This window comes from Streptococcus huangxiaojuni (assembly GCF_040930515.1).
In the GTDB taxonomy this organism is placed as follows: Bacteria; Bacillota; Bacilli; order Lactobacillales; family Streptococcaceae; genus Streptococcus; species Streptococcus huangxiaojuni.
This window is the reverse complement of the sequence record NZ_JBFQEG010000020.1, coordinates 13,688-37,723: the sequence shown is the minus strand read 5'-3', so window position 1 is coordinate 37,723 and position 24,036 is coordinate 13,688. Positions and strand designations below refer to the sequence as shown.

At 41.8% G+C, this 24,036-nt stretch carries 25 protein-coding genes and 1 tRNA gene; 9 read left to right on the top strand and 17 right to left on the bottom strand.

Annotation, left to right across the window (positions count from 1 at the left end; all coding sequences use genetic code 11):
* Positions 1–181: 181 nt before the first annotated feature.
* The 11 genes from trxB to AB3329_RS09585 form a co-directional block, all read right to left on the bottom strand.
* Positions 182–1,096 (bottom strand): thioredoxin-disulfide reductase, encoded by a 915-nt coding sequence (gene trxB / locus AB3329_RS09635; protein ID WP_368395821.1) that lies wholly within the window; start codon positions 1,094–1,096, stop codon positions 182–184.
* Between the two features lie 511 nt (positions 1,097–1,607).
* The gene (locus AB3329_RS09630; protein ID WP_368395819.1) at positions 1,608–1,832 is read right to left on the bottom strand and encodes a DUF4059 family protein; all 225 of its coding nucleotides are present in this window, start codon (positions 1,830–1,832) and stop codon (positions 1,608–1,610) included.
* 262 nt (positions 1,833–2,094) lie between these two features.
* A complete protein-coding gene (locus AB3329_RS09625) occupies positions 2,095–2,838 on the bottom strand; it encodes an amino acid ABC transporter ATP-binding protein (RefSeq protein ID WP_368395818.1) in 744 nt (247 codons plus the stop codon).
* The gene (locus AB3329_RS09620) at positions 2,838–3,641 is read right to left on the bottom strand and encodes an amino acid ABC transporter permease (RefSeq protein WP_368395817.1); all 804 of its coding nucleotides are present in this window, start codon (positions 3,639–3,641) and stop codon (positions 2,838–2,840) included. The genes AB3329_RS09625 and AB3329_RS09620 overlap by 1 nt, the downstream gene beginning before the upstream one ends.
* Positions 3,642–3,924: 283 nt before the next feature.
* Complete coding sequence (locus tag AB3329_RS09615; RefSeq protein ID WP_368395816.1) at positions 3,925–4,740, bottom strand: transporter substrate-binding domain-containing protein; 816 nt, start codon at positions 4,738–4,740, stop codon at positions 3,925–3,927.
* Positions 4,741–5,424: 684 nt separating this feature from the next.
* Complete coding sequence (nusG, locus tag AB3329_RS09610) at positions 5,425–5,964, bottom strand: transcription termination/antitermination protein NusG (RefSeq protein ID WP_067063655.1); 540 nt, start codon at positions 5,962–5,964, stop codon at positions 5,425–5,427.
* 364 nt (positions 5,965–6,328) lie between these two features.
* Positions 6,329–6,415 (bottom strand) — tRNA-Ser (locus tag AB3329_RS09605).
* Positions 6,416–6,579: 164 nt separating this feature from the next.
* Positions 6,580–7,218: a tRNA (guanosine(46)-N7)-methyltransferase TrmB gene (gene trmB, locus AB3329_RS09600; RefSeq protein ID WP_368395814.1), complete on the bottom strand. Its 639-nt coding sequence runs from the start codon at positions 7,216–7,218 to the stop codon at positions 6,580–6,582.
* Complete coding sequence (gene ccrZ, locus AB3329_RS09595; RefSeq protein ID WP_368395812.1) at positions 7,218–8,009, bottom strand: cell cycle regulator CcrZ; 792 nt, start codon at positions 8,007–8,009, stop codon at positions 7,218–7,220. Before ccrZ ends, trmB begins: the two co-directional genes overlap by 1 nt.
* Before the next feature lie 66 nt (positions 8,010–8,075).
* A complete protein-coding gene (locus tag AB3329_RS09590) occupies positions 8,076–9,113 on the bottom strand; it encodes an ABC transporter permease (protein WP_368395811.1) in 1,038 nt (345 codons plus the stop codon).
* Between the two features lies 1 nt (position 9,114).
* Complete coding sequence (locus tag AB3329_RS09585; RefSeq protein ID WP_368395810.1) at positions 9,115–9,840, bottom strand: ABC transporter ATP-binding protein; 726 nt, start codon at positions 9,838–9,840, stop codon at positions 9,115–9,117.
* A 72-nt stretch (positions 9,841–9,912) separates the two neighbouring features.
* Here AB3329_RS09585 and AB3329_RS09580 point away from each other — a divergent pair, with 72 nt between their 5' ends.
* Together AB3329_RS09580 and AB3329_RS09575 are read left to right on the top strand one after the other, a co-directional pair.
* Complete coding sequence (locus AB3329_RS09580; RefSeq protein ID WP_368395809.1) at positions 9,913–10,332, top strand: HIT family protein; 420 nt, start codon at positions 9,913–9,915, stop codon at positions 10,330–10,332.
* Positions 10,329–10,625, top strand: coding sequence for a chemotaxis protein (locus tag AB3329_RS09575; RefSeq protein ID WP_368395808.1), 297 nt, complete (start codon positions 10,329–10,331; stop codon positions 10,623–10,625). Before AB3329_RS09580 ends, AB3329_RS09575 begins: the two co-directional genes overlap by 4 nt.
* Before the next feature lie 468 nt (positions 10,626–11,093).
* Here the strand turns inward: AB3329_RS09575 and lytR are convergent, their stop codons facing one another.
* The 5 genes from lytR to AB3329_RS09550 form a co-directional block, all read right to left on the bottom strand.
* Positions 11,094–12,251 (bottom strand): glycopolymer--peptidoglycan transferase LytR, encoded by a 1,158-nt coding sequence (gene lytR, locus AB3329_RS09570; RefSeq protein ID WP_368395807.1) that lies wholly within the window; start codon positions 12,249–12,251, stop codon positions 11,094–11,096.
* A gap of 10 nt (positions 12,252–12,261) precedes the next feature.
* The gene (locus AB3329_RS09565) at positions 12,262–12,783 is read right to left on the bottom strand and encodes a GNAT family N-acetyltransferase (RefSeq protein ID WP_368395805.1); all 522 of its coding nucleotides are present in this window, start codon (positions 12,781–12,783) and stop codon (positions 12,262–12,264) included.
* Positions 12,758–13,219 carry a tRNA (adenosine(37)-N6)-threonylcarbamoyltransferase complex ATPase subunit type 1 TsaE gene (tsaE, locus tag AB3329_RS09560; RefSeq protein ID WP_368395803.1) on the bottom strand — a complete coding sequence of 154 codons (462 nt, stop codon included), beginning with the start codon at positions 13,217–13,219 and terminating at the stop codon, positions 12,758–12,760. Before tsaE ends, AB3329_RS09565 begins: the two co-directional genes overlap by 26 nt.
* A gap of 290 nt (positions 13,220–13,509) precedes the next feature.
* Positions 13,510–14,931 carry an NCS2 family permease gene (locus AB3329_RS09555; RefSeq protein ID WP_368395802.1) on the bottom strand — a complete coding sequence of 474 codons (1,422 nt, stop codon included), beginning with the start codon at positions 14,929–14,931 and terminating at the stop codon, positions 13,510–13,512.
* Between the two features lie 128 nt (positions 14,932–15,059).
* Positions 15,060–15,644 (bottom strand): hypothetical protein, encoded by a 585-nt coding sequence (locus AB3329_RS09550; RefSeq protein WP_368395801.1) that lies wholly within the window; start codon positions 15,642–15,644, stop codon positions 15,060–15,062.
* A gap of 93 nt (positions 15,645–15,737) precedes the next feature.
* On the opposite strand from AB3329_RS09550, the gene AB3329_RS09545 reads away from it, so the two are divergent.
* From AB3329_RS09545 to AB3329_RS09525, 5 genes are all read left to right on the top strand, one after another.
* Positions 15,738–16,550 (top strand): Cof-type HAD-IIB family hydrolase, encoded by an 813-nt coding sequence (locus AB3329_RS09545; RefSeq protein ID WP_368395800.1) that lies wholly within the window; start codon positions 15,738–15,740, stop codon positions 16,548–16,550.
* 336 nt (positions 16,551–16,886) lie between these two features.
* A complete protein-coding gene (locus AB3329_RS09540) occupies positions 16,887–17,879 on the top strand; it encodes a PTS sugar transporter subunit IIB (RefSeq protein WP_067063702.1) in 993 nt (330 codons plus the stop codon).
* A 71-nt stretch (positions 17,880–17,950) separates the two neighbouring features.
* Positions 17,951–18,754, top strand: a complete 804-nt coding sequence (locus AB3329_RS09535; protein WP_368395799.1) for a PTS mannose/fructose/sorbose transporter subunit IIC — start codon at positions 17,951–17,953, stop codon at positions 18,752–18,754.
* A gap of 19 nt (positions 18,755–18,773) precedes the next feature.
* Positions 18,774–19,685 carry a PTS system mannose/fructose/sorbose family transporter subunit IID gene (locus AB3329_RS09530; RefSeq protein WP_368395798.1) on the top strand — a complete coding sequence of 304 codons (912 nt, stop codon included), beginning with the start codon at positions 18,774–18,776 and terminating at the stop codon, positions 19,683–19,685.
* A gap of 241 nt (positions 19,686–19,926) precedes the next feature.
* Complete coding sequence (locus AB3329_RS09525) at positions 19,927–20,313, top strand: DUF956 family protein (protein ID WP_368395797.1); 387 nt, start codon at positions 19,927–19,929, stop codon at positions 20,311–20,313.
* 127 nt (positions 20,314–20,440) lie between these two features.
* Here AB3329_RS09525 and AB3329_RS09520 read toward each other — a convergent pair whose 3' ends face one another.
* Positions 20,441–21,505, bottom strand: a complete 1,065-nt coding sequence (locus tag AB3329_RS09520) for an acyltransferase (protein WP_368395795.1) — start codon at positions 21,503–21,505, stop codon at positions 20,441–20,443.
* Positions 21,506–21,951: 446 nt separating this feature from the next.
* Between AB3329_RS09520 and serS the strand changes: the two genes are divergently transcribed.
* Both serS and AB3329_RS09510 read left to right on the top strand, forming a co-directional pair.
* Positions 21,952–23,232: a serine--tRNA ligase gene (serS, locus tag AB3329_RS09515; RefSeq protein ID WP_368395793.1), complete on the top strand. Its 1,281-nt coding sequence runs from the start codon at positions 21,952–21,954 to the stop codon at positions 23,230–23,232.
* 130 nt (positions 23,233–23,362) lie between these two features.
* Positions 23,363–24,019, top strand: coding sequence for a hypothetical protein (locus AB3329_RS09510; protein ID WP_368395792.1), 657 nt, complete (start codon positions 23,363–23,365; stop codon positions 24,017–24,019).
* Positions 24,020–24,036: the final 17 nt, after the last annotated feature.

The window sequence follows — 24,036 nt, the reverse complement described above, 5'->3', positions numbered from 1 at the left end:
AGCTAATTGAATAATCTCTAGTTTTTCCTCTACTGATTTTGGGCTTCTTGTAGACATACGAAAACTCCTCCTATAATTTCTAGTGAATTTTTGTTTTTTCACTGTCCACTATAGGGGGAGTATATCACAGTCCCTTCAATTGCTTTATTTTACATTAACGAATAGAGGATTCACATCGCTATCAAGAATGAGAAGCAATGTATTGATAAGCCTGAATCCCTGCTGTAGCACCATCTCCGACGGCAGTCGTAATCTGGCGCAAATCTTTTTGACGAACATCACCGACTGCGAAAATACCCGGACGGGCTGTCTGCATTTGCTCATCAGTAATAATCCAGCCCGCTTCATCTGTAATGCCGAGATCACTGACATAATCAGATACCGGGTCAAGCCCAACGTATACAAAAACGCCACCAAAGTCATGATTGCTGATCTGACCGGTTTTGACATTTTTAACATCAACAGAAGTTACCTTATTAGTATCACCTTTAATTTCTGTAACAACAGAATCCCAGATAAAGTTAATTTTGTCATCAGCAAAAGCCCGTTCCTGCAAAACTTTTTGAGCACGCAGTTCATCTCGCCGATGAATAATGGTAACGCTCTCTGCAAATCGAGTTAAAAACAGCCCTTCTTCAACCGCTGAATCTCCGCCGCCAATGACTAAAAGTTTTTGACCGCGGAAAAAAGCGCCATCGCAAACAGCACAGTAAGAGACGCCTCGGCTGCTATACTCCTCTTCACCTGCAACACCAACATGGCGGTGTTTAGCGCCGGTTGCAAGGACGACTGTCTTAGTTTGATAGCTCTCATCAGCCGTTTTTACAGTTTTATACTTCCCCTGATCCTCAATTGCAGTAACAATTCCATAAAGATTGTCGACTCCCAATTTCTCGAGCGGTTCGAACATTTTCATGGATAATTCCGGTCCGGAAATCAGGTCAAAACCAGGGTAGTTCTCAATATCAGATGTGTTGTTCATCTGCCCGCCGGGAGCCCCTTGTTCAAGAATCCCAACTTTTAAATTGCTTCGGGCAGCATAAAGTGCGGCAGCCATACCCGCAGGTCCCGAACCAATAACTAACGTATCGTACATAAGTTCTCCTTTACCAAGATACAAAGGCCGGTTAAAGCTCAAGCAAAAATAGGAAAACTGACGAAGAAATCCCAGTTCCTAGGAAGTTTTGCTCTCACAGAGCAGTCACACTCGTAATTCGCTCATACTTCATGCGACTGCGTTTCTTTTTTGCGAAGAGCTTAGGCCGTGTTCAATTCACCAAGATACAAAGCCCGTTAAGAACGCAAAAGGAAAATAGGGGACTGACTGACGAATCACCAGATTCTAAGTCAGGACATCTTTTTCCCGCAGCGTTTAGGCCGTGTTCAATTCACCAAGATACAAAGCCACAACAAAAATGGCGGTAAGTCAAGAAAAGCGAGACAGAAAGGTCAAGGTAAAAGTATTCTGTCCCACTTCTAGTCTCCGCAATTTTCAGTTCAGTCCTGATAATATCATCTTTTTCATTGTTCGCTCACATGGCTCATTTACGTTTTTCCTTCATTGTCCATTTCTTTATTGTATCAGCTGACAGCAGCTTTTGCAATTATTATGATTTTAAGATCAAAAGCACCGCCATGAAGGCAAAAGAAAGAATTGGGGCTGTCATTACTGACATCATCAGCACTTCATACAAAAAAGCCTGTCTCTCTTTAGCAGTTTGATCTAATTTCCGCCAAGCACGCCAGCTAATCCAACAGCAGCTGGCAAGCACAACCAAAATCATTGCCATAAATAAGCCCTGTATATAAAGACTGAAAATTTCTAATAACATATCTTAACTTTAACCTACCTTCTTGCCAGACTATATGTAACGATTATTTTACCACATATAAAAAGGAATGGGCAAGTACAGCCCCTCTTATTATAGCAAATCCTGAAATTAAATACACCCGTAGCGATGCCTGAAAAGGTAAAAATAAAAGAATCTCAGTTCTAGTCAGATGGGGTCCGGTAGCGCTGAAAGTTCTAATTAACAGGCTTTAATAAAAAACTGAACAAAGAGTCAAAATTTTCTACTCTTTGTTCAGCAGGGATCAGATATATGTTTTGGTATAGCTGGCAAAAAATTCCTTGGTCCGTTCCTCTTTTGGATGATTAAAGAGTTCATCAGGTGTTCCTTGCTCAAGGATATGCCCCTGTTCAAGGAACAGAACCTTATCAGCTACTTGATAGACAAAGTTCATATCATGGCTGACCAAAACCATTGTTTGTCCAGACTTAGCAGCATCGGCAATTGACTTTTCAACCTCACCTACCAGTTCCGGATCAAGTGCTGAAGTCGGTTCATCAAGCAAGAGAACATCCGGCTTCATCGCCAGAGCTCTGGCCAGTGCCACCCTCTGTTTCTGTCCACCTGATAAATGTCTGGGATAATGCTGCTGCCGATCTGACAGACCCACTTTAGCCAACTCTTCCTTAGCCAGTTTAGTGGCTTCTTCGTCAGACATCTTTTTTACAATTTTCAAACCCTCTTTGACATTGTCAAGAGCGGTCCGCCGCTCAAACAAATTAAACTGTTGGAAAACCATAGCCAGCTTACGGCGCAGTGTTAAGATTTCTTCCTTGCTGATTGTTGTAAAATCAACCTTAAAATCGTCAATGACAATACTGCCTGAATCAGGCTGCTCCAGATAATTCATGCTGCGCAGAAAGGTTGATTTCCCCGCTCCGGAAGCCCCCACAAGTGCAATTACTTCACCTCTTTGGATATCAAGACTGAGGTTGTCCAACACTTTCTGTCCAGAAAATGTTTTTGTCAGATTAGTGATTTTTATCATTAACGCACACCTCCTGCCACTTCATTCGTGATATTGTCCGGTGAATGAATTTCCATCCGTTTTTCCAGTAAACGTCCGGCTTGTTCAATCAAGATACTGATTATCCAATAAATCAGAGCAACCGAAATATAGCGTTCAAAATAGCGATAATCTGAGCCACCTAAAATCTGTGCCTGCGCAAACATTTCCACAATCCCAGCGTTAAATGCCAGCGAAGTTCCTTTTGTCAAGCCAATCAGCGTATTGATTAGAGTAGGTGTTGCGACCACTGCGGCATTGGGAATGATAACACGGCGGTAAACCTGAGACGCTGTCATCCCTAAACTTCTGGCAGCTTCAATCTCGCCTGTATTGACAGACTGAATTGCCGCACGAATCGTCTCACTCGTATAAGCCGCTTCATTAAAAGCAAAGGCCGTAATAGCAAAAACAGAAGCTGGGATATCATTAATGTTCCAATTGAAACCATACTTTTGGTTGAGAAATTTCAAAAAGAGCGGGAAACCATAAAAACTCAGCATAAGCTGCACCAAAATCGGCGTCCCCCGTAAAAAGCTGACAAAAAGCGCCTGAATAGGATAAAGAATTTTAACGCGGTTCAACTTCACTATGGCGAAAATCAAAGCCAAAATCAAACCAAAAACAGCCCCAGCCACAGTCAAACCCAATGTCACAGGGAGTCGTTCTAAAATATCGGGAATAGCGTCAAAAACAGCCCGCCAACTAAAAAGCCGGCCTTGGGGAATATGCTCAACTAGATTGTCATACCATGCCCATCCGGATGCTAAAATCAAAAAATTCATCTAAAGGTTCCTTTTATTTCTAGTTTATCCCTATTATTTTAGCACGCCCAGTGCCTCATGTAAAATAATTAAATTCTATCAAATTGATAAGAAAAATCTATCAACTGCATATGGATAGAAATTTAGAAAGCTATGTCATCAGTAAGCTGCTCAAAACAAAACTAAGCAAAGGATTAAGTTTTATACAATACAAAACTTAATCCTTTGCTTGAAATACTGTCAGACTTTTGAAGTGCCAATGCTATTTTCTCTTTTTAGCGGGCAATTATAAAGAGATACTATCTTAAAGGTCTGAGACATAGTCTCCGCCAAAGTACTTTTTGCTGAGCTTGGTAAGCGTTCCGTCTTTTTTGAGCTCAGCCAGACGTTTATTGACATACTGCTGCAACTTTTCGCCTTCCTCATCTTTAGGGAAAAGCAAGTACTCTAAGCCGTCCGTTTCACCGCCTATTTCTTCCTCAATCTGACTGACTTTTAAATCCAGCCCCTGATCATCTACGATATAAGCTGATGAAATAGCATCATAAAGAATAAAATCAATCTTCCCATTTTCAATATGCTGCAGGCGGGTGGTGATACCTGTCGTCCCAGATACATAATTGATGTCAATTGCTTTCTTGTCCGGATTAGCACTATTCCAGTTTTCAAGCACTTGAGCATAATTAGAACCGGATAAAACTTCAGTTGACTTGCCAGACAAGTCTTCCAAACGTTTAAAACTTTTCCCTTTAGCGCTGGTTACAGCATAATTTGACTTAGAAATAGGATCTGAAAACAGATATTTCTCCGCCCGTTCCTCGTTGTAATTAAAATCATTGGCTGCCATTTGGTATTTGCCGGCATCAAGCCCAGTCAGGATACTGTCAAAGGGAATTGTCTGAAATTTAAGCTTGTACTGTTTAGAATCTTTAAAAATAGCTTTAACGACATCAATATCATAGCCCTTAAATTTATCATCACTTTTATAAGTGAATGGAGCCGTATCCGAATCGGTCGCCACCGTAATCGTTGTCTTACCGGCTGCATCAGCCTTATGCGGTACTAAAACTAAACCAGCTAAAATCACCCCCAGCAGAACTCGTTTTATCCATTTTTTCATATCAATCTCCTTTTATTAAGATACAAAGCCCGTCAAAAGAGCAAAGCAAAAATGGCGGTAAGTCCGAAATCTCTGATTTCGCAGACGCACCCCTGCTAGGACAGCTAGAAGGGGGCGGAGCGGTCAATACAACCAACCTCAGACTAGGTGATCCCACACTCTCCAATTTCCAAATTTGGGCTGCCGTATGGTGCTCCAGCTCTTAGAGCATTATTTTCTGTCATTCCCAGTCTACCGCGCTTTTTAACCTTTGTCTAATAGGAATTTTCTATCAAATCATAAAGAAAACTTATCATGTCTCCAAGAAAAGACAAACAAGGCCTTTTATAATGACAACAATTCGAATAATTTTGCCGGATCCAACCTTTGTAAGAAAGGCAAATGGTCCGACAGCTCCCTATCAGACCTAGACAAACAGCTGCTAAAAATACCAGTCAGACTTAACTTCCACTGAAGACTTTCTCTAAATTAAAAAGCTGTTTGATTTGACCAAACAGCTTACTCATTAGATTTTTATGCCATTAAAGAGAGACAGATTTACTTGACTTTTGGCTATGAAAAAAACCTAGGCCGAACGCTGAATGCCTTCAGTTGATTGGGCAAAAAGACTGCCATCTTTGATATGTTTAGAAATCTCCTTGCTGACAGAAAATACTTCCCTAATGGCTTATCAATATCACTTTGTTACAATTCTGCAACTTGATAAAGTTCCAGCTCAGCAGCTGTCTCAGAACCAAACATGTTAATCATAATTTTGACCTTGTTGTTTTCAATTTCAACTACACGGCCTTCCTGCCCCATGAAGGCACCGTCGATAATTTGCACGACATCACCCGGCTTGATATTGGTATCGATCACATCTACAGTCTGTCCCATAGAAATCAGGATAGAGCGAATTTCTTCTTCCAAAAGCGGAGTGGGTTTGGAACGATTCCCATGTGAGCCGACAAAACCGGTCACATTAGGAGTATTCCGAACGACAAACCAAGCTTCATCTGTCATGACCATCTCCACCAGAACATAACCCGGAAAGCGGTTTTCTTCCACTTCCTTTGTCTTGCCGTTTTTCTCAATATTAACTGTTTGAGTCGGAATCTCTACACGCAGGATATTCTCCAGCATATTGTAGGTTTTAGCCCGCTGCAGCAAGTTTTCCTTAACCTTGTTTTCATAGCCTGAATAAGTCTGTAAGACAAACCAGCCTTTATCAAATGAATCTAACATTATTCTTTCCTTTCTATTATTCTGAAAAAAGCAGCCGAGCAACAGGACCATCCCTGCAGGAAGCATAAACTTGACTTTCTGGACGGGCAAACTTTTTTCATCATAAAAAGCCCTTGAGGGGCTTTTCGGGGGAATTATTTGTTCCACCTTATTATAATAAAAGCAAGAGCTGATGTCAAACTGTTTTTAGCAAAAGACTGCAGATATCCTGCACATCTCTCTAATAAGCACCTCAGATTGCCTGAAAGACTCCGACAGAAAGGGAGTAGGACAAACAATTCTGTAAAAAGTTAGCAAAACAAGCTAAAAACAGCAATTTGAGATAGGCGTTTGGCTGTTATTTTATCTGAACTGTAACAAATCAAGGAGAGGAGGGGATTCGAACCCCCGAGCCCCGTGAAGGACTACACGCTTTCCAAGCGTGCGCACTCAGCCGCTATGCGACCTCTCCATCAAGAAGTTGGAAGACCAACTTTTTCTATTATAACATATTTCCCAAAAATGGGAAGTCCTAATTTATCTAAACAATCTGCAGTGCTGTTTGACTAAAGACCAAAAGATGGTCGGCTGGTATATACATACTAAAGGAGTGCTGTCAACCACAGGCAAAGGCTTTTATCTAAACTGAGCCTCGACACGATAAATAACTTGCCCTTTTTCAGCAAATTTTTCTTCATACTCTGTCATAACATTGCCAGTGAAATCACTGGCATGCAAATCCAGCCAAACCTTATTTAAAAGCATGCCATACTGTGAAAAACTGACTAAACTGTATTCGAACAAAGACCGATTGTCGGTCTTAAAATGAATTTCTCCTTTTTCAGGCAGAATATGCTGATATGCTCCCAAGAAAGTTTTGTAGGTCAGCCGACGCTTCTCGTGTTTTGTTTTTGGCCAAGGATCTGAAAAATTAAGATAGAGCAAATCAACTTCTTCTGCTGCAAAAAAATGTCTTAGATCAGACCCGTCAGCCAAAAGCAACCTGACATTCTCAGCCTGACTGGCCAACACTTTATCTAAAGCGTAGCTGAGAACAGATACCTGCATGTCAATACCAATATAATTAATCTCTGGATTTTTAAGAGCCATGCCAGAAATAAAGGCTCCCTTTCCGGTTCCAATTTCAATGTGAATGGGATGATCATTGCCAAAAAGTTCCCGCCAGCGGCCCTTAAACTTTTCAGGCTGGAAAACCACCAACTGAGGATGATTTTTCAAATGCACTTCTGCTCCCTTACGTTTTCTTACTCGCATCAGTTTTTCCTAAATAATTCTCTAAATTGACGCAGGCCGTAAATTTCCTGATTTACCTGCTCCATATTCCTCTTATCAAAGGATCGTAAGATCTGAGTCAGATAAGAAAGCTGCCCATACCAAAAGACTTTTTGCATCACTTTTTCATTGTCCTTATAGCCGTAATAAGACAGCCACTCATGCCAATGTGTCTGAGGAATATAATGGCTCAATAGATAGGCAACATCATACATCCGGTCTGTCAAACGCACCGAGTCCCAATCCACCAAATAAATCATACCGCTGGTAGTGATAATCCAATTGCTGCGTTTAATATCTCCGTGGACAATTGTTGCAACCTCCGAACGAAACTCAGGCAAATTGCGTTTCAGTTCTTTGACAATGGACTGCAAATAAGTATTCTCCTGAATTTGAAGAGGAGCATTATTTTCCCAATCAATGAGCAGGTCATAGGGATTTTCGATCCTATAGCTTAATTGTAAAAGCTGATTAACCAAGGCTCGTGAACGGTGGAGCCGATTCAAAACATGTATAATCTGCTTACTGCCCATATCTTCACGCGTCAGGATACGGCCGTCAAGCCACTCCTGTGCACTCATTGTGTCACCATTGCCCATTCGCTTGGCCCACAGCAGTTGCGGTGCAATCTGTTCCTTGGAGAGAGCAGGGAGAATTGGGGTTGTATTGATTTTGACAAAAACCCGCTCGCCATCTGGGTAGGTCCCAACGTAAGCTTTCCCGCTTTCTCCTCTCAAGGGTGTTAAAGTTAAATCTTTATCTGATGAAGTCACTTCGTCCCCTCCTTTTCATTTTCTACATATAGATAGTCAGTGTTTATTTTACTTGTTTTACAGCACTTAGTCAATCATCTGCCTTATTTTATACGGCAGGTAAATTTCTACAGTGACAACAGTCACTACAGCCAGTAAACCTGCCCCCTGCCAGGACAAGGTGAAAGGCATTTCGATAACCAGCAGCAAATAAGCGATGCAGCTTAAAAAGCGCTTTAAATTTTGACCTTTTAGCTGTCTGTCTATTGGGAAAAGACCAGTAAAATAGTGATAGTCAAAATGGTAATATAAAGCCAGCAGCTGAAAAAGCAGCAAATAGTTAAAAAGCAGAGCCAAGCTTGCGGCTACAAGCGGATGATCAACAAAAATCAAGCCTAAAACGCTCAAAAGCAGCAGACGAAGCGATAAACTGGCATAATCGGAACTGCGCAGAAAAGCACGCCAATAAAGATTTTCCCATAAAAATGCCGGTTCTTTTTTTAGAAATTTCAATAAGCCGTCTAAATAGCGGCGGCGCTTAACACTCCCTGAAAGACCCTTAACTCTTGTAAAGAGCGCAAAAAACTTTAAAAGCGATTGCTGACGCTTCTTCTCATAATCAATTGCTGCGTCCCAGTCCAAACGGCCGGCAGAATTCCAAAACAGATGGACTTTACGACCAATTAAAAACCACTTCAAAACAGCCAGCAGCACTGCCAGCAAGGCGACATGCCACAGAAAGAAACCCTGCCTTAAAAAAACGGGTGTTACAAGCAGTAAAAAAAGAGTCTGCAGCAAAGTCCCAAAAAGAAAAGAGCGCTTCTGGGCCTGAAGAATCCACATCTTCAGCTCACTTTCCTTAGGCAGCCAAAATTGTCTGTCGGCAGGTTCTAAATAAGTAGCAATTGACCCAGAATTTAAGAGAGCAAGCAAAACAGCTCCCAAAGCAGCAAACAGAAAAACTGGCTGTTGGGGAAAATTTTCCAGCAGGTTTCTGTACTGAACTAAAAGAAAACCGAGCAAAACCAATAAAACTAAGACAAAATGATCGTTAAAAACGTACCTTGAATAGCGCAGCAGCTGTAAAAGAAAACGCCGGCGGCGGTCTTTAAAAACCCGAAACATCTCACACCTCTTTTGTCAAAGCCATATAAATAGCATTCAAGCTTGCTTTTTCATCCCCAAACTGTCTGCGGAGCTCAGATAGGCTCCCAGAAGCGCGTACCTCTCCCTTATGTAAAATGACAAAGCGATCGCACATTTTTTCAGCAGAATCCAGAACATGTGTACTCATTAAAATCGATTTCCCTTTTGCTTTTTCATCGGCCAGCAGATCGCTTAAGTCAGCTATTGCTAAAGGATCCAGTCCCAAAAAAGGTTCATCGAAAATAAATAATTCAGGATCAACCAAAAAAGCACAAATAATCATGACTTTCTGCTTCATACCCTTGGAAAAATAGGCAGGAAACCAATCCAGCTTATCATCTAACCGAAAAAGTTCCAAATAAGGCTGGACCCGCTTTAATGCTGTACTTATTTCAATATCATAAGCCATGGCCATTGTTTCAAAATGCTCTTTCAAAGTTAACTCATCATAGAGAACCGGTGTTTCGGGAATAAAACCAATTTTTCTTCGGTAGGCAGCCTGATTTTGCTCCAAAGTCATCCCGTCAATGCTGATTGTCCCTTGAAAAGGGGTCAAAAGCCCGATAATCTCATTAATTGTTGTGGATTTTCCTGCGCCGTTTAAACCGATTAACCCCAACAATTCACCGGATTTCACCGAAAAAGAAACATCTTTTAAAACAGGAAGACGGTTGTAACCGCCTGTAAGGTTCTCAATTTTTAACATGCTATTTCCCACTAACTTTGATATACTTATACTAAACATTATATCAAATTCATATAGAGAAGGGAAAATAAAATGGAAAACTGTCTTTTTTGTAAAATTGCAGCGGGTCAAATTCCGTCTGCCAAAGTTTATGAAGATGAGCATACATTGGCCTTTTTGGATATTTCCCAAACGACCAAAGGGCATATGCTTTTAATCCCTAAAAAACATGTACGCAATACCCTTGAAATGGATGAAGAGCTGGCACAGACTGTTTTTGCCAGACTCCCTAAACTGGCACGTGCACTGCAAAAAGCGACCAAAGCCGGCGGAATGAACATCATCAATAATAATGAGGAAATAGCCGGACAGACCGTCTTCCACGCGCATATCCACCTTATTCCGCGTTACAGTACAGATGACGGCCTGGAAATCCATTTCACTGCTCATGAACCAGACAGCTCAGCACTCAGCTCCCTGGCTGATGACATCCGCAGTGAGGTAGACCAATGAAGATGAAAGGTTATATCACCGTAGGCCTTTTGGCCTACACAAGCTACCGTGTCTACAAAAACCGCAAAGCTATCCGATCCCAGCTCCATTCTGCCAAGGAATCTTTCCAAGCTGCTCAGGAAAGTCTTCTTGATATAGGTGAGAGCTTAGAGAGAATTGCTCAGCAAAAAGAAAAACTGCAGGCCATCAATCAAGATTTAAGCTACAAAGGACGTGTTTTCAATCAAGAAGTTCAGGCCTATCTAAAACAAATGTCTTCTATCCTTGAAAAATACCAAGATAAACGGCCTTAAGCAAAGAACGTAAGCTCTGTAGCAAGACCGGCAGCGGCTTACCCTATGTAATAAGAAAGAGAAGGCAAACTGTTTTCTCTTTCTTATTGTTTAAAATCAGGAAAAGGTGAGGCAATAAGCCTATTTATCGCCTCACCTTTGCTATTGAAAAAAGAAACACAGGATGCGTGAAAATTCCCTGTTCTTTTGAAAATTTTTAATTTGCTTTCTAAAAAGACAAAATTACCCACTGTGACTAGTTTTATAGCTTCTGCAGCTAAAAACAAGGCTGGGACAAAGTCCGCCTTGTTTCACTTTTTTAGACCTAGGCGTTTGACGCAGTGGTTGATTGGAAATTCTTGTCCCTTATCACAAGGGATAAGGTCCTCCCTAATCAACTGTGCGGAGGTTGAGACAACAAAATCGAAATCGTCATTTTATGACAATTTCGATTTTTGTCCTACTCTCTCTTTTAAAACTGCCTGCTGCTTAATAGCCATAGCCGTAATAGCCGGAATCAACAGCACCATTGCCTTGCTCCTGACTATAGCCATAGTCACTCTCAGCTGAATAGCTGTCGCTGTAGACCGTATCATCCGATGAACTGTAATCTAAGCCGCTGTCATAATCAGAAGCAGAACCGTAAAGATTTTCGTAAACAGTTGCTGTTGTTTTCACTTCCTTATTTTCGGACAGGCCTAATTCTGATTTGATGCGATTTTGAATTTCCAGCAGATGCTCACTTGTAACCACTTGATATGAAGCACCCTCCAGCATAACGTCCTCTCCTTTAAGCTGCTGAGAAGATACATTGCTTAGCGCATCTGAATAATTCATCAGCTGGGGCAGTGTACTGGTTGAAAGCTCAATATTGGTCTGCATATTGCTGCTGACAGCTGAAAGAATTTTCTTATAGGAACCGACACTGTTAAGAGCCAGCAGTTTATCCATCACTTTTTGAATAACTTCACGCTGCCGTTTTTGACGGCCGTAATCGCCGTCAGGATCATCATAGCGCATCCGAGCGTAGACCAAAGCCTGCTCACCGTTGATCTTATGTGTCCCAGGCTCAACAGTCGCAGTATAGGCCGGTTCATTTTCTGAAATGGAAATAGGGAAATCAAATTCATTGGTCACCGTAATACCGCCGACAGCATCAACTAAGTCTACAAGGCCCTGCATGTTAATCTGCATATAGTAATCAATATCAATATCCAGCAGATCCTGAACAGTCATAATGGCCATCTGAGCACCGCCTGAGGCGTAAGCTGCGTTTAATTTGGCCTCCGCTCCAGTCATATCATTATCGTCAGGACCGGACAGGGTAATGAGAATATCCCGTTCCAAACTGGTCATTGTTGTTGATTTTGTCTGCGGATTAACAGTCACTAAAATCATCGAATCACTGTTGCCTTCCCATTGAGAGTCTCTGTCAGCACTGCCGGTATCTACTCCCATCAGCAAAATCGAAAAAGGTTTGGTTTGCTGAATCGCTTCGCTTCCTGACCCGGTGTTATAATTTTTAAAAGTCTTTGCCAGCTCACTGTTAGAGAAACTCAGGGCATCGGTGACATAAATCCCCGCAGCAACAAGCGTTGTCAAAATAATAGCTGTCAGCATGAGCAGAATTTTTTTTCCAAGTTTCATAGTCGTCTTTTTAATCTATGAGTTTACCCATCAGGTAAACATCAAGAAATTCTCCATTTTCTGTTTTTATACCGCGTTTTTTAATACCTTCTACCGCAAAGCCAAACTTTTTATAAATATGGACAGCGGCTTTATTTCGCCTCTGTACTGTCAGTTCCAGCCGTCGGATGAAGGGACTGTGTTCAGCCCAGTCAAGAGCCGCCTCCATCAGCAGCTGACCGACACCGTACCCCCAATACTTTTTCAAAACAGCAACAAACAAATAGCCAATATGAGCTGTCAGAGGGTGAGAATCACCGGAGATAATCAGAATTCCGGCTAAGTCGCTGCCCAGCTTGGCGGTCAAGCAAATTTCGTTTAAGCTCTCTGCCTTTTGAGAAAGATAGGCCGCTACTTCAGTTTCTGTCAGCACATTCTCTTCAGAAAATTTAGTCAAAAAATCTGTTTCCGACAGAACTTGTTCTAAGAGGGCAATAACAGCACCTGCATCATCAGGGCGGGCTTCTTCAACCAGTAATTCTTTTTGAGTCATTCTCAATCTCCTTAAGCAGGCGGTCAGAGGCCTCTCCATGGCTGATAAAATCGAGCTGCCGGCCCCTTTCATTTTTGCTGATTAGTATTTCCAAGTAATCCTCCAGTACCGTATCAGCTAAAAGCTCTCCCCATTCAATAACCGTCACACCGTCACCGTAAAGAAAATCATCCAAATCAATTGAATCAGGATCGTCACCGATTCGATAAACATCTAGATGATAAAGAGGAAGGCGGCCCTCATACTCACGAACAATGGTGTAGGTCGGACTTTTAATCATCTGGCCAATACCCAGGCCAAGAGCCAAACCCTTCGTCAAAGTCGTCTTACCTGATCCAAGGTCACCAGTCAAAACCAGCACTTGGCCTTTTTGTAATTTTCGGCCAATCTGCTCACCGATGGCAATCATTTGTTCTTCACTATGGCTGTAAAACATAGCCTTATTATACCAAAAAAAAGACCTTCTTCCAACTCGTAACAGCAAATCTTTCTTTGCTGGATCAGCAGCATAATAAATGGGATTGCTTCCTATAAGGATCTAAGCAATAAAAAACTCTCCCTGATGAACTGCGCCCGTGTTAAAGTCGGAGTCTTGTCCAACTCTTGGTCAGTCCACAAAAAAGAGTTTTTTTAAATAGTTGGTAAATTAATCGAACAGTAAAAACAAGCAAATGCCGGCTTTAGATAAGCTGCTTTTTATCAACATGGAAGCCTTGTTTAGGGCTGTTACAAAATAGCCAAACTGATAAAATTAAGAATAAAGAGGATATCTAAAACCCAGATTACAGCAGAAACGCTGCCGGCTTGGCCTTTAAAAATTTTAACAAGTGTATAGAAAATAAAACCAGCGGCAATACCGTGCGTAATGCTATAGGCAAAGCCCATAAAAACAGAAGTGAAGAAAGCTGGAATGGCTTCACTGATATCGTGCCAGTCAATATTTTTAAGGTTTGAGAGCATCATAATCCCCACAATAATGAGAATAGGAGCTGTCGCTGCATTAGGAACAATGGCCAGCAAAGGACTAAAGAGGCTGGAAATAGCGAAAAGAACAGCAACAACCAAAGCAGTTAAGCCAGTCCGTCCGCCGGCACCGATACCGGCTGCTGATTCAACATAAGTAGTGACATTTGACGTTCCGGCAATGGCACCGACTGTTGTCCCCACTAAATCTGAAAAGAGGGCCCGATCCAGACCATTAGTCCCTTTTCCGTCGTCTTCTGCCCTGATAATACCTACCTTTTCACCAGTCCCTATCAAGGTCCCGATAGTATCAAATATATCTGTCAGAGAAAAAGCAAGAATGGCCATTAAAACTTCCGGAATACGGGCAGTATTACCAAATAAAGAGCCCAAGCCCTGACTGCCTAGAGCCACTCCAAAAACAGACCCTAATTCTTTAAAAGCGGTTCCGATACTGTTGGAAGCAAAATCAACAGCTGAGAGATCAACAACACCTATTAAGATAGCAATGACTGTCGTTAAGGCAATGGAGATAATCACGCCTCCTTTGATATTTTTAACAACAAAGAAGGCGGTGATGATTAAACCGACTATGGCAAGTATAACAGCCGGATTAGTAAACTCGACAAGCCCCGGAGTTGCTGATGAATTAGCGGTAATAGACGCCAGACCTTCTTCTGCACCTTCACCGCTGACACTGTATGTCCCGGGATCAATGGAGAATTTCAGCAGCCCAGCATTTTTAATCCCAACATAGGCCAGAAAAATACCAATCCCAGCTGAAATGGCAGATTTCAGAGCTGCCGGAATGGATTCAATAATCATTTTTCGAACTTTAGTGACCGTAATGACAATAGAAATAAGACCGCATAAGAAAACCATTGCCAAGGCTTCCTGCCAGCTGTAGCCCAGCGAAAATACGACGGTATAAGTAAAGAAAGCATTGAGTCCCATACCGGGTGCCTGTGCATAGGGCATATTGGCATAAAAAGCCATCATCAAAGTGCCGGCAACAGCACCAATGATTGTTGCCAGAAAAACTCCTTGAGCAGGCATACCAGTCTGTGACAGCATTGACGGATTCACAAAAAGGATATAGGACATGGCAAAAAAGGTTGTTAACCCAGCCGTAATTTCAGTCCGAACATCTGTTCCGTGCTCTTTAAGCTTAAAAAACTTGTCCATTTTTTAGTAATTTCTCCTTTATTTACGAACGATAATAATATTTTACTATACAATCGTTCATTTTTCAACAGAGTAAACGAAAATTCTGCCTGAAGACTCACAGTTCATTTTTTCCAGTATAGAGTTTGCTAATCGTCACCTAACAGGATGATCAGCATCAGCTGAATAAATGTTAAGCCTAAAAGCAAAGGCAGATTAAGAGCAGCAAACTGACTGAGAAGCTGACTGAAAGCCTCGGCAGGACTGTTGAAAAAGGTTGACCAGGCAAAGAGATTCTGTCTGCCCGATACGATAAAAAAGCTGGTTATTAACGTAAAACAAGGCAGCAGAAAATAGTATAAATAGCGGTTAAGCTTTACACTTTTTAAAAACAGGCGGAAACTCAGAACCGCAGCAAGTAAAGCAAAAACAAGAGCCGCTAAATAGGCAGCAAAGGGGCCTGAGCCTTCTGCAGTCCACAGCACACCGCTGTCCCAGGATAAATCCGCAATCCCCAGTAAGACATTAAAAATATGGGGATAGGCGAAACACCAAATCAGAAAAGCAGGCAGACGAAAAAGGGCTTTCTTAGTATGCTGAGCCACAAAACCCATTTCTAAGCTGACCGCAGCAAAGATCAGACTGGCCATCAGCCCTTCTGCTGCGGGCTGGTAAACGACAAGGGCAATAAAGACAAAGGCGGCAAAGACATGGGTTAAAATCATTTTAGACATACAAATACTCCAATCTCTATCGTTTATTATACCATAGAAAACAGGCTGTTTTTTCATTATCCTTCTTCTTGATGATATGGTATAATCATCAGTATGACTAGAAAAATGATTGCAATTGATTTAGACGGGACGCTCCTGCACAGCGACAACACTATATCGGCTTACACTGCAGAAACAATCAGAAAGGTCACAGCCAGAGGACATCTGGTTATCATTGCTACAGGCCGGCCCTTTTCAATGGCCGCAGCCCACTATTACCGCCTAGGTCTGACAACACCTATGATCAGTTTTAACGGCGCTCTGACACATATTCCCGATCAGAGATGGTCTCAAGAGCTCAGTGTTACTATTGATAAGCGCTATTTATTTGACGTATTAGAGCAAAAACAGGCCTTTGCGGCTGATTTTATCGCCAGTGAGTACCGAAAAAAATTTTATATCACAATGGATAATCCGGGAGCTATCAGACCGGAATTGTTCGGTGTGGAAAAAATTACCGATCAGATGCGGCTGGATCCTCTGAAGATTACACAAAATCCGAAAGGACTGCTCATGCAGACCAGGCATGAAGACAAGTATGCGCTGGCAAATGATATGCGGCGATATTTTAATAATGAATTGGAAATTGATTCTTGGGGCGGACCGCTGAATATCTTAGAGTTTTCTGCTAGAGGTGTCAATAAGGCTTTTGCTCTGAAACACCTTCTTTCCATCTATACACTGACTAGAGAAGAACTGATTGCTTTTGGAGACGAACACAATGATACAGAAATGCTGGCTCTTGCCCGAACCGGCTATGCTATGAAAAATGCTAATCCTATTCTTCTGCCTTATGCTGATGAACAGCTGACTCTTACCAACGAAGAAGATGGTGTGGCAAAAGAATTGGAAAAATTATTCCTATAAATAAAGTATTAAAAAGTATCGCAGCAGAATTTCAAGAAGCGGTACTTTTTTATTTTTGAGAACTTTCAAAAACTTTCACATAAAATCAGCTAAAATGCTTGAAAATGAAGGCTTTTCTTGCTTTTTGAAAATTTTTATCAAAATTCTATTGCTTTTTCATTGAAAACGTTTTACAATTAATATGTTCTTAAATTTCCCTAAACTAAAAAAGAATGGCCAGAATAAACTGCTCCCCTTTAAGAACTGGATTATATCCAAGGGAGGCCCTTTATTTTGGAAGGAGATTATTCTTTTTCATTTTAAGGAAAAAAAACTATTTAAGGAGGAAGAACAAGAATGGGTATCGGTATTATCATTGCCAGCCACGGTAAATTTGCCGAAGGCATCCATCAGTCCGGTTCAATGATCTTTGGTGATCAGGACAAGGTCCAGACAGTCACTTTCATGCCAAGTGAAGGGCCGGATGACTTGTATGCACATTTCAAGGATGCTGTGGCACAATTTGACGCTGATGATGAAATCCTCGTACTGGCTGATCTTTGGAGCGGCTCACCGTTTAATCAAGCCAGCCGCGTGATGGAGGAAAATCCAGAACGCAAAATGGCTATCATCACCGGCCTCAGTTTGCCAATGCTTATTCAAGCCTACACAGAGCGGATGATGGACGCCAATGCCGGGGTTGAACAAGTTGCTGCCAATATCATAAAAGAGGCTAAGGATGGGGTCAAGGCTCTCCCAGAAGCACTTAATCCGGCAGAGGCTCCTGAAGCAGCTCCTGCTGCGCAGGAAACTGTTCAAGGCGCTATTCCTGAAGGAACCGTTATCGGTGACGGCAAGCTTAAAATCAATCTTGCCCGTGTCGATACACGTCTTCTGCACGGACAGGTTGCGACCAACTGGACACCGGCTTCAAAGGCAAACAGAATCATTGTGGCTTCAGATACTGTAGCACAGGATGAACTGCGCAAAGGCTTGATTAAGCAAGCAGCTCCCGGCGGAGTAAAAGCCAATGTTGTCCCAATTAAGAAATTAATTGAAGCGGCTAAGGATCCGCGCTTCGGCAATACGCATGCGCTTATCTTATTTGAAACACCGCAGGAAGCCCTAGAAGCGATTGAAGGCGGAGTGCCAATAACGGAACTGAATATCGGTTCAATGGCTCATTCAACCGGAAAAACTATGGTGAACAATGTCTTATCCATGGATAAAGATGATGTGGCCACATTTGAAAAATTGCGCGACCTAGGGGTCAGCTTTGATGTTCGTAAAGTGCCAAACGACTCACCAAAAGATTTGTTTGACCTAATCAGCAAAGCAAATGTCCAATAAGAGACTGGTCTTAATAAAAAACTGGTCTTGTCCATTGAAAACTTTTCTATCAAACGAAAGGAACTAGAATAATGTCAGTTATTTCTATGATTTTAGTCGTTGCTGTTGCCTTCTTAGCAGGTCTTGAAGGTATCCTCGACCAATTCCAATTCCACCAACCGCTTGTTGCATGTACCCTCATCGGTCTTGTAACAGGTCATCTTGAAGCAGGTGTTATCCTTGGTGGTACTTTGCAAATGATCGCCCTTGGCTGGGCTAATATCGGGGCTGCTGTTGCTCCCGATGCTGCACTTGCTTCTGTAGCCTCCGCTATTATCATGGTTCAAGGTGGTGACTTCACCAGCAAAGGTATCAGTTTTGCTTATACAACAGCTATTCCTCTTGCCGTTGCAGGCCTGTTCCTTACTATGATTGTTCGTACAATCTCAGTTGGTTTGGTTCACGGTGCTGATGCGGCCGCTAAAGACGGAAACTTTGCTATTGTAGAACGCACTCACTTGATTGCTCTCCTCCTTCAAGGTCTTCGTATCGCTGTTCCTGCTGCACTTCTTCTTGCTGTACCAACATCAGTTGTACAAGGTATCTTGGAAGCTATGCCGGAATGGTTATCAGGCGGTATGGCTGTCGGTGGCGGTATGGTTGTTGCCGTAGGTTACGCTATGGTTATCAACATGATGGCTACTCGTGAAGTATGGCCATTCTTCGCCATTGGTTTTGCCCTTGCTGCATTGACCGACCTGACCCTTATCGCCATGGGTACAATCGGTGTCGCTCTCGCCTTTATCTATATCAACCTTTCTAAACAAGGTGGTAATAGCGGCGGAAATACTGGTGGGTCCGGCGACCCAATCGGTGACATCCTAGAAGATTACTAAGAGAAGGGAGAAAATCATCATGGCAGAAAAATTACAACTTTCAAAATCTGATCGCCAAAAAGTTTGGTGGCGTTCTACCTTCCTACAAGGTTCTTGGAACTATGAACGGATGCAAAACCTGGGTTGGGCTTACTCACTTATCCCGGCTATCAAGAGACTTTACACTAAAAAAGAAGATCGCGCTGCTGCACTTGAACGTCACTTAGAGTTCTTCAATACTCATCCATACGTTGCAGCGCCAATTCTCGGGGTAACTTTGGCACTGGAAGAAGAACGTGCCAACGGTGCTGAGATTGACGATGCTGCTATTCAAGGGGTTAAAATCGGTATGATGGGACCTTTAGCTGGTATCGGTGATCCGGTTTTCTGGTTTACTGTTCGTCCGATTCTTGGAGCCCTTGGAGCATCACTGGCTATAGCTGGTAACGTTTTCGGACCAATCTTATTCTTTGTTCTTTGGAACCTAATCCGTATGGCCTTCTTGTGGTATGCTCAAGAGTTTGGTTATAAAGCCGGTTCTGAAATTACAAAAGACATGTCAGGCGGTATCCTGCAAGATATCACTAAAGGTGCTTCAATCCTTGGTATGTTCATTATCGCTGTGCTTGTTCAACGATGGGTAAACATCGCCTTTACTATTAATCTTCCTTCAAGAACACTGTCTGAGGGCGCCTATATTGTATTCCCTAAAGGAAATGTCACCGGTCAGCAATTGCACGATATCCTTGGACAAGTGAATGAAGGTCTTGGTCTTGATCAAATGCAGGCCCAATCACTTCAAGGACAATTAGATGCCTTGATTCCGGGATTGATGGGACTTCTCCTTACATTCCTTTGCATGTGGTTACTTAAGAAAAAAGTTTCGCCAATCACTATTATCCTCGCCTTGTTCGTTGTTGGTATTGCAGCTCGTTTCTTCGGAATCATGTAATCTTAAAATTAAAGAGGCTGGGACAAAAGTTCCTGCCTCTTTAACTTTTTTAGATGGATGCGTTTGACGCAGTGGTTGATTGGAAGTTCTTATCCCTTGTCGAGAAAAGGGATAGCGATCTCCCTAATCAACTGTGCGGAGGTGGGACAAGAAAATCGAAATCGGCATTTTATGACGATTTACCGATTTTTGTCCCACTCTCTTTTTTTGATATAATAAATAAAACGATTAAGGAGACAGCATGGCACAATCAATAAATACAAAAGTCGAACTAACCACTACTGGTGTGTCTTATCTTAGTATAGGAGGCAAAGTCGGCAAGTTCTTATTAGGAGACAGAGGGATTGAATTCTACAGTGATAAGAATGTTGAGGATTATATTCAGATTCCTTGGGCTAATATTTTATCCATCGGCGCTAATGTTACAGGCCGCAAAAATACCATTAGCCGCCATTTTGAAATCTTTACCGATAGGGGAAAATTCCTTTTTGCTTCTAAAGATTCAGGGAAAATTCTTAAAATCGCCAGAGATCACATCGGCAATAACAAAGTTGTTAAACTGCCGACTTTGATGCAAACCATTGGACAATTTTTTAAAGAAAAGCTTCATCTCAAAAAGAATTCTTAGAGTATACGCTTTACTGTTCCTGTTTACAGTCTTATAAAAAAATCTGCCGGAATCTGTTATGTCCACCCTGCATTTGACCTTGTTTTGGTCATTTTCTTGGGGACAGACCAGACTTGCCGGCAGTTTTTTAACCAAAAGGAAAGATTTGATCCAAGCGGGCAGCTAATTTTTGAATTTTTAACAGCTTAAATACTTTTAAACGGAAAAGCTCAACTAAGGCCGATACCGCAAAAATAAGAACAGCAGTTGCCAAAATAAGGAAGGGGAAAAGAAGGATAGGTGCATCAACAAAAGAGATAAAGACATCACGCATCCAAAAACGAACCATTAAGGGATTCAAATGAAAAAGATAAACACCTAAGGTCGTTGGAGCAAATCGTCTGATAAAAGAAAAGAAGCGGCCTTTGTCTTTAATCTCCAGATTGGCACAGAGAATAAACAGAGCGACAGAACCAGCCAGTAAGCTCGGAGAAGTATACCAGTACCAAATATCGCCAATTAAAAATTTCATTGTAAAAGTGACTAAAATTGAGAGGGTATAAGCCAATATTAAACGGCGTGCTTTAAACAGTTTTTTGAGATCAAGACGGCTGAGATATGCGCCGATAATATAGAGAACAATCAGCCAATTCATGCTAAAGCCTTTAGCAAAGGAAAATTCATCAACTTTAGTATTGAACAGAGCCGGCATAACTGAAAAGAAAAAAACAGCTACAAAAACAAGGTGGCGTAAATCTTTATCGCTCAATTTTAAAAGGGACATATTGAGCAAGGGCATAAAAACAAGGAGCCCAAAGTAGGCAGTGATATACCAATACTGACCGGTAATTACCGGAAAAAAAGCGCCCAGCCAGTCAGCAGCACTCAGCTTCTGTCCGGCTGCAGCAAAAATTAAAGTCAGACCAAAGGTGTAAAAGAACACCTGAACCCACAAGGACAAACCTTTTGAGTAGCGGTAGGGAGACCTTAAGCCGACATAGCCGCTGATTAAAGCATAGCAGTTTACTGCCCCGTAGGCAGTGACTTGAATCAGCCAGGTCACCCAATAATAAATATCGATATCTCCCTGTACTTCATCGCGTATCCCGCCTTTCCCTAAAATATGGGTGATAATAATCATTAACATGGCAAAAATGCGCAAAAAATCAATTCCTGCATTATAAGAGGAAGATTTCAATTTTTTTACCTTCATAATATCTCATTTTATCATAATCTGTTCTCTCTCGGTATATCAATCTGCTTACAAATTTTAAGTTTACTTTTCAGCATTTTTTTTATATAATAGCAGCAACGGATAAGTAAGATTTTTTTCTTTTTCAGAAAGTCTGCGTTTGCTGTGAGCAGGCAGGAAAAAAATATGAAATTCTACCGTGTTAACAATTTAAAAAGAGTAAGTAAGTGCACAAAAGTTGTGAAGCTGGATGGAACCGCGCAGAAGCGCTCCAGCGATTCCCCTTTCTGTGCGCTTTTTTATTAGTTTTTTGAAAACTGGGCTCTGCCAAAGTTTAGGAAAGCAGAACAGACATTTTTCGGATACTTATGCTATCCTTTTTACAATAAAGCACAGCATTCGATCGGTGTCTGGGGCTGTATTATCCGAATAATGTCAGCCTCAACAGTTTATTTCAGGAGGAAATCATGTTAGATCTTAAACGTATTCGCACACATTTTGAAGTTCTTGCTGCTGATTTAGCCAATCGCGGTGTTGAGGCAGAAATTCTGCAGGACCTCAAAGCCCTTGATGAACAGAGGCGCAGTCTGCTTGTTCAGACAGAAACAGCTAAAGCTAAGCGTAATACAGCCTCTGCTGCTATTGCTCAAGCTAAGCGTCAAAAAGAAGACCCTGCACAGGCTATTGCAGATATGCAGAAATTAGCAGGAGATATTAAAAAACTGGATCATCGGTTAGCTGAAATTGAAGAAAAACTGCAATCTATCCTTTCAGGACTGCCTAATATCCCGGCAAAAGATGTTCCAGTCGGAACTGACGAAAGCGAAAATGTCGAAATTCGCCGCTGGGGACAGCCAAAAGATTTCACATTTGATATTAAAGCCCACTGGGATATTGGCGAGAAACTGGATATTCTTGACTGGGAAAGAGGTAGCAAAGTTACAGGTTCACGCTTTCTTTTTTACAAAGGGCTGGGCGCTCAGCTGGAGAGAGCTGTTTACAATTTCATGCTTGATGAACATGCCAAGGAAGGCTATACAGAAGTGATTCCGCCTTATATGGTTAACCATGAATCTATGTTTGGCACCGGACAGTATCCGAAATTTAAGGAAGATACTTTCGAGCTGACTGATACTGATTATGTCCTGATTCCTACTGCTGAAGTTCCCCTGACCAATTACTACCGAAACGAGATTCTTGATGGCAAAGAACTGCCCATTTATTTTACAGCTATGAGTCCTTCTTTTCGTTCGGAAGCTGGTTCGGCCGGCCGTGATACCCGCGGACTGATTCGGCTGCATCAATTTCATAAAGTTGAAATGGTCAAATTTTCTAAACCGGAGAATTCCTATGATGAACTGGAAAAAATGACTTCCAATGCAGAAAATATTCTCAAAAAACTAGAACTCCCTTACAGAGTTATCGTACTATGCACTGGAGATATGGGATTTTCGGCAGCCAAAACTTACGATTTGGAAGTTTGGCTGCCTGCTCAGAATACTTACCGGGAAATTTCCAGCTGTTCAAATACGGAAGATTTCCAAGCCCGCAGAGCTCAGATTCGTTACCGTGATGAAGCTGACGGCAAAGTGAAACTGCTGCATACCCTCAATGGCTCGGGACTTGCCGTTGGCCGGACTGTTGCAGCCATTTTGGAAAATTACCAAAATGAAGATGGTTCGGTAACCATCCCAGAAGTCCTCAGGCCCTATATGGGAGGAAGGGAAAAGATTTGTGAAAAGCCCTAATCTGATGGCCGCTTTATCAAAAAAAGGATCTGAGACAGTAAGTCTCAGATTCCTTCAGGCCTGAAAAGGCCTTTTTGTTTTATCTGTAATCAAGGTCTACTTTCAGCAAAACAGAGAAAGGGAGAAAAATATGAAAAGGCAGGCATTTAGCAAAACAGAAGACTATTTCCTATTCTTAGGAGCCTTTCTTGCCGGTATTCTGATATATATGGTGGTTCGGATTGGATTTTTGTATTTCAGTCTCCAGCTGGAACTGACAGACTCCTTGTACCGAACGATTGAACAACATAGCAGTTTACTGATGGTCATAGACGAATCACTCATGCTATCGACTATTCTTTTGGGAAGCTCTTTTTACAGTGCCCGCAGACTATATTTTCAAAATAAAAAAAATCTGACTGGACTTCTGGTGACAAGTTTTGCACTGATGTTAACAGCATGGCTCCTAATCGTATTAAAAACCGGCAGGCTTATCTATCCAGTCAATGGCTTAGCTGTTGTCACAGGAGACAGCCTCCAAATGGTTTTGTCTGAAATTTATGCAGGTTGGCATTTATGCGACATTTTACTAGGACTCTTTATGATTTCCTGGTCCGGATTATTACCCCGTTCCTTTTGGAAATACAGCGGACTGGCTATTGGATTGATGCAAATATTCTGTACTTATTTCGACCAAAGCTCAAAACCCCTTCCCTTATTAACAGCAATCATCTTATCAACAATTTGGCTGCTAAAACAATGGCGATATTTAAGCCACAAAATGGCATTGAACAGCGTGAAAAAATAATAATCTTAAAAACTCAG

Excerpts from the sequence above, each read along its gene's own strand:
- trxB (WP_368395821.1), bottom strand. The coding sequence starts at position 1,096 with ATGTACGATACGTTAGTTATTGGTTCGGGACCTGCGGGTATGGCTGCC.
- AB3329_RS09630 (WP_368395819.1), bottom strand. The coding sequence starts at position 1,832 with ATGTTATTAGAAATTTTCAGTCTTTATATACAGGGCTTATTTATGGCA.
- AB3329_RS09625 (WP_368395818.1), bottom strand. The coding sequence starts at position 2,838 with ATGATAAAAATCACTAATCTGACAAAAACATTTTCTGGACAGAAAGTG.
- AB3329_RS09620 (WP_368395817.1), bottom strand. The coding sequence starts at position 3,641 with ATGAATTTTTTGATTTTAGCATCCGGATGGGCATGGTATGACAATCTA.
- AB3329_RS09615 (WP_368395816.1), bottom strand. The coding sequence starts at position 4,740 with ATGAAAAAATGGATAAAACGAGTTCTGCTGGGGGTGATTTTAGCTGGT.
- nusG (WP_067063655.1), bottom strand. The coding sequence starts at position 5,964 with ATGTTAGATTCATTTGATAAAGGCTGGTTTGTCTTACAGACTTATTCA.
- trmB (WP_368395814.1), bottom strand. The coding sequence starts at position 7,218 with ATGCGAGTAAGAAAACGTAAGGGAGCAGAAGTGCATTTGAAAAATCAT.
- AB3329_RS09590 (WP_368395811.1), bottom strand. The coding sequence starts at position 9,113 with ATGTTTCGGGTTTTTAAAGACCGCCGCCGGCGTTTTCTTTTACAGCTG.
- AB3329_RS09585 (WP_368395810.1), bottom strand. The coding sequence starts at position 9,840 with ATGTTAAAAATTGAGAACCTTACAGGCGGTTACAACCGTCTTCCTGTT.
- AB3329_RS09580 (WP_368395809.1), top strand. The coding sequence starts at position 9,913 with ATGGAAAACTGTCTTTTTTGTAAAATTGCAGCGGGTCAAATTCCGTCT.
- AB3329_RS09575 (WP_368395808.1), top strand. The coding sequence starts at position 10,329 with ATGAAGATGAAAGGTTATATCACCGTAGGCCTTTTGGCCTACACAAGC.
- lytR (WP_368395807.1), bottom strand. The coding sequence starts at position 12,251 with ATGAAACTTGGAAAAAAAATTCTGCTCATGCTGACAGCTATTATTTTG.
- AB3329_RS09565 (WP_368395805.1), bottom strand. The coding sequence starts at position 12,783 with ATGACTCAAAAAGAATTACTGGTTGAAGAAGCCCGCCCTGATGATGCA.
- tsaE (WP_368395803.1), bottom strand. The coding sequence starts at position 13,219 with ATGTTTTACAGCCATAGTGAAGAACAAATGATTGCCATCGGTGAGCAG.
- AB3329_RS09555 (WP_368395802.1), bottom strand. The coding sequence starts at position 14,931 with ATGGACAAGTTTTTTAAGCTTAAAGAGCACGGAACAGATGTTCGGACT.
- AB3329_RS09550 (WP_368395801.1), bottom strand. The coding sequence starts at position 15,644 with ATGTCTAAAATGATTTTAACCCATGTCTTTGCCGCCTTTGTCTTTATT.
- AB3329_RS09545 (WP_368395800.1), top strand. The coding sequence starts at position 15,738 with ATGACTAGAAAAATGATTGCAATTGATTTAGACGGGACGCTCCTGCAC.
- AB3329_RS09540 (WP_067063702.1), top strand. The coding sequence starts at position 16,887 with ATGGGTATCGGTATTATCATTGCCAGCCACGGTAAATTTGCCGAAGGC.
- AB3329_RS09535 (WP_368395799.1), top strand. The coding sequence starts at position 17,951 with ATGTCAGTTATTTCTATGATTTTAGTCGTTGCTGTTGCCTTCTTAGCA.
- AB3329_RS09530 (WP_368395798.1), top strand. The coding sequence starts at position 18,774 with ATGGCAGAAAAATTACAACTTTCAAAATCTGATCGCCAAAAAGTTTGG.
- AB3329_RS09525 (WP_368395797.1), top strand. The coding sequence starts at position 19,927 with ATGGCACAATCAATAAATACAAAAGTCGAACTAACCACTACTGGTGTG.
- AB3329_RS09520 (WP_368395795.1), bottom strand. The coding sequence starts at position 21,505 with ATGAAGGTAAAAAAATTGAAATCTTCCTCTTATAATGCAGGAATTGAT.
- serS (WP_368395793.1), top strand. The coding sequence starts at position 21,952 with ATGTTAGATCTTAAACGTATTCGCACACATTTTGAAGTTCTTGCTGCT.
- AB3329_RS09510 (WP_368395792.1), top strand. The coding sequence starts at position 23,363 with ATGAAAAGGCAGGCATTTAGCAAAACAGAAGACTATTTCCTATTCTTA.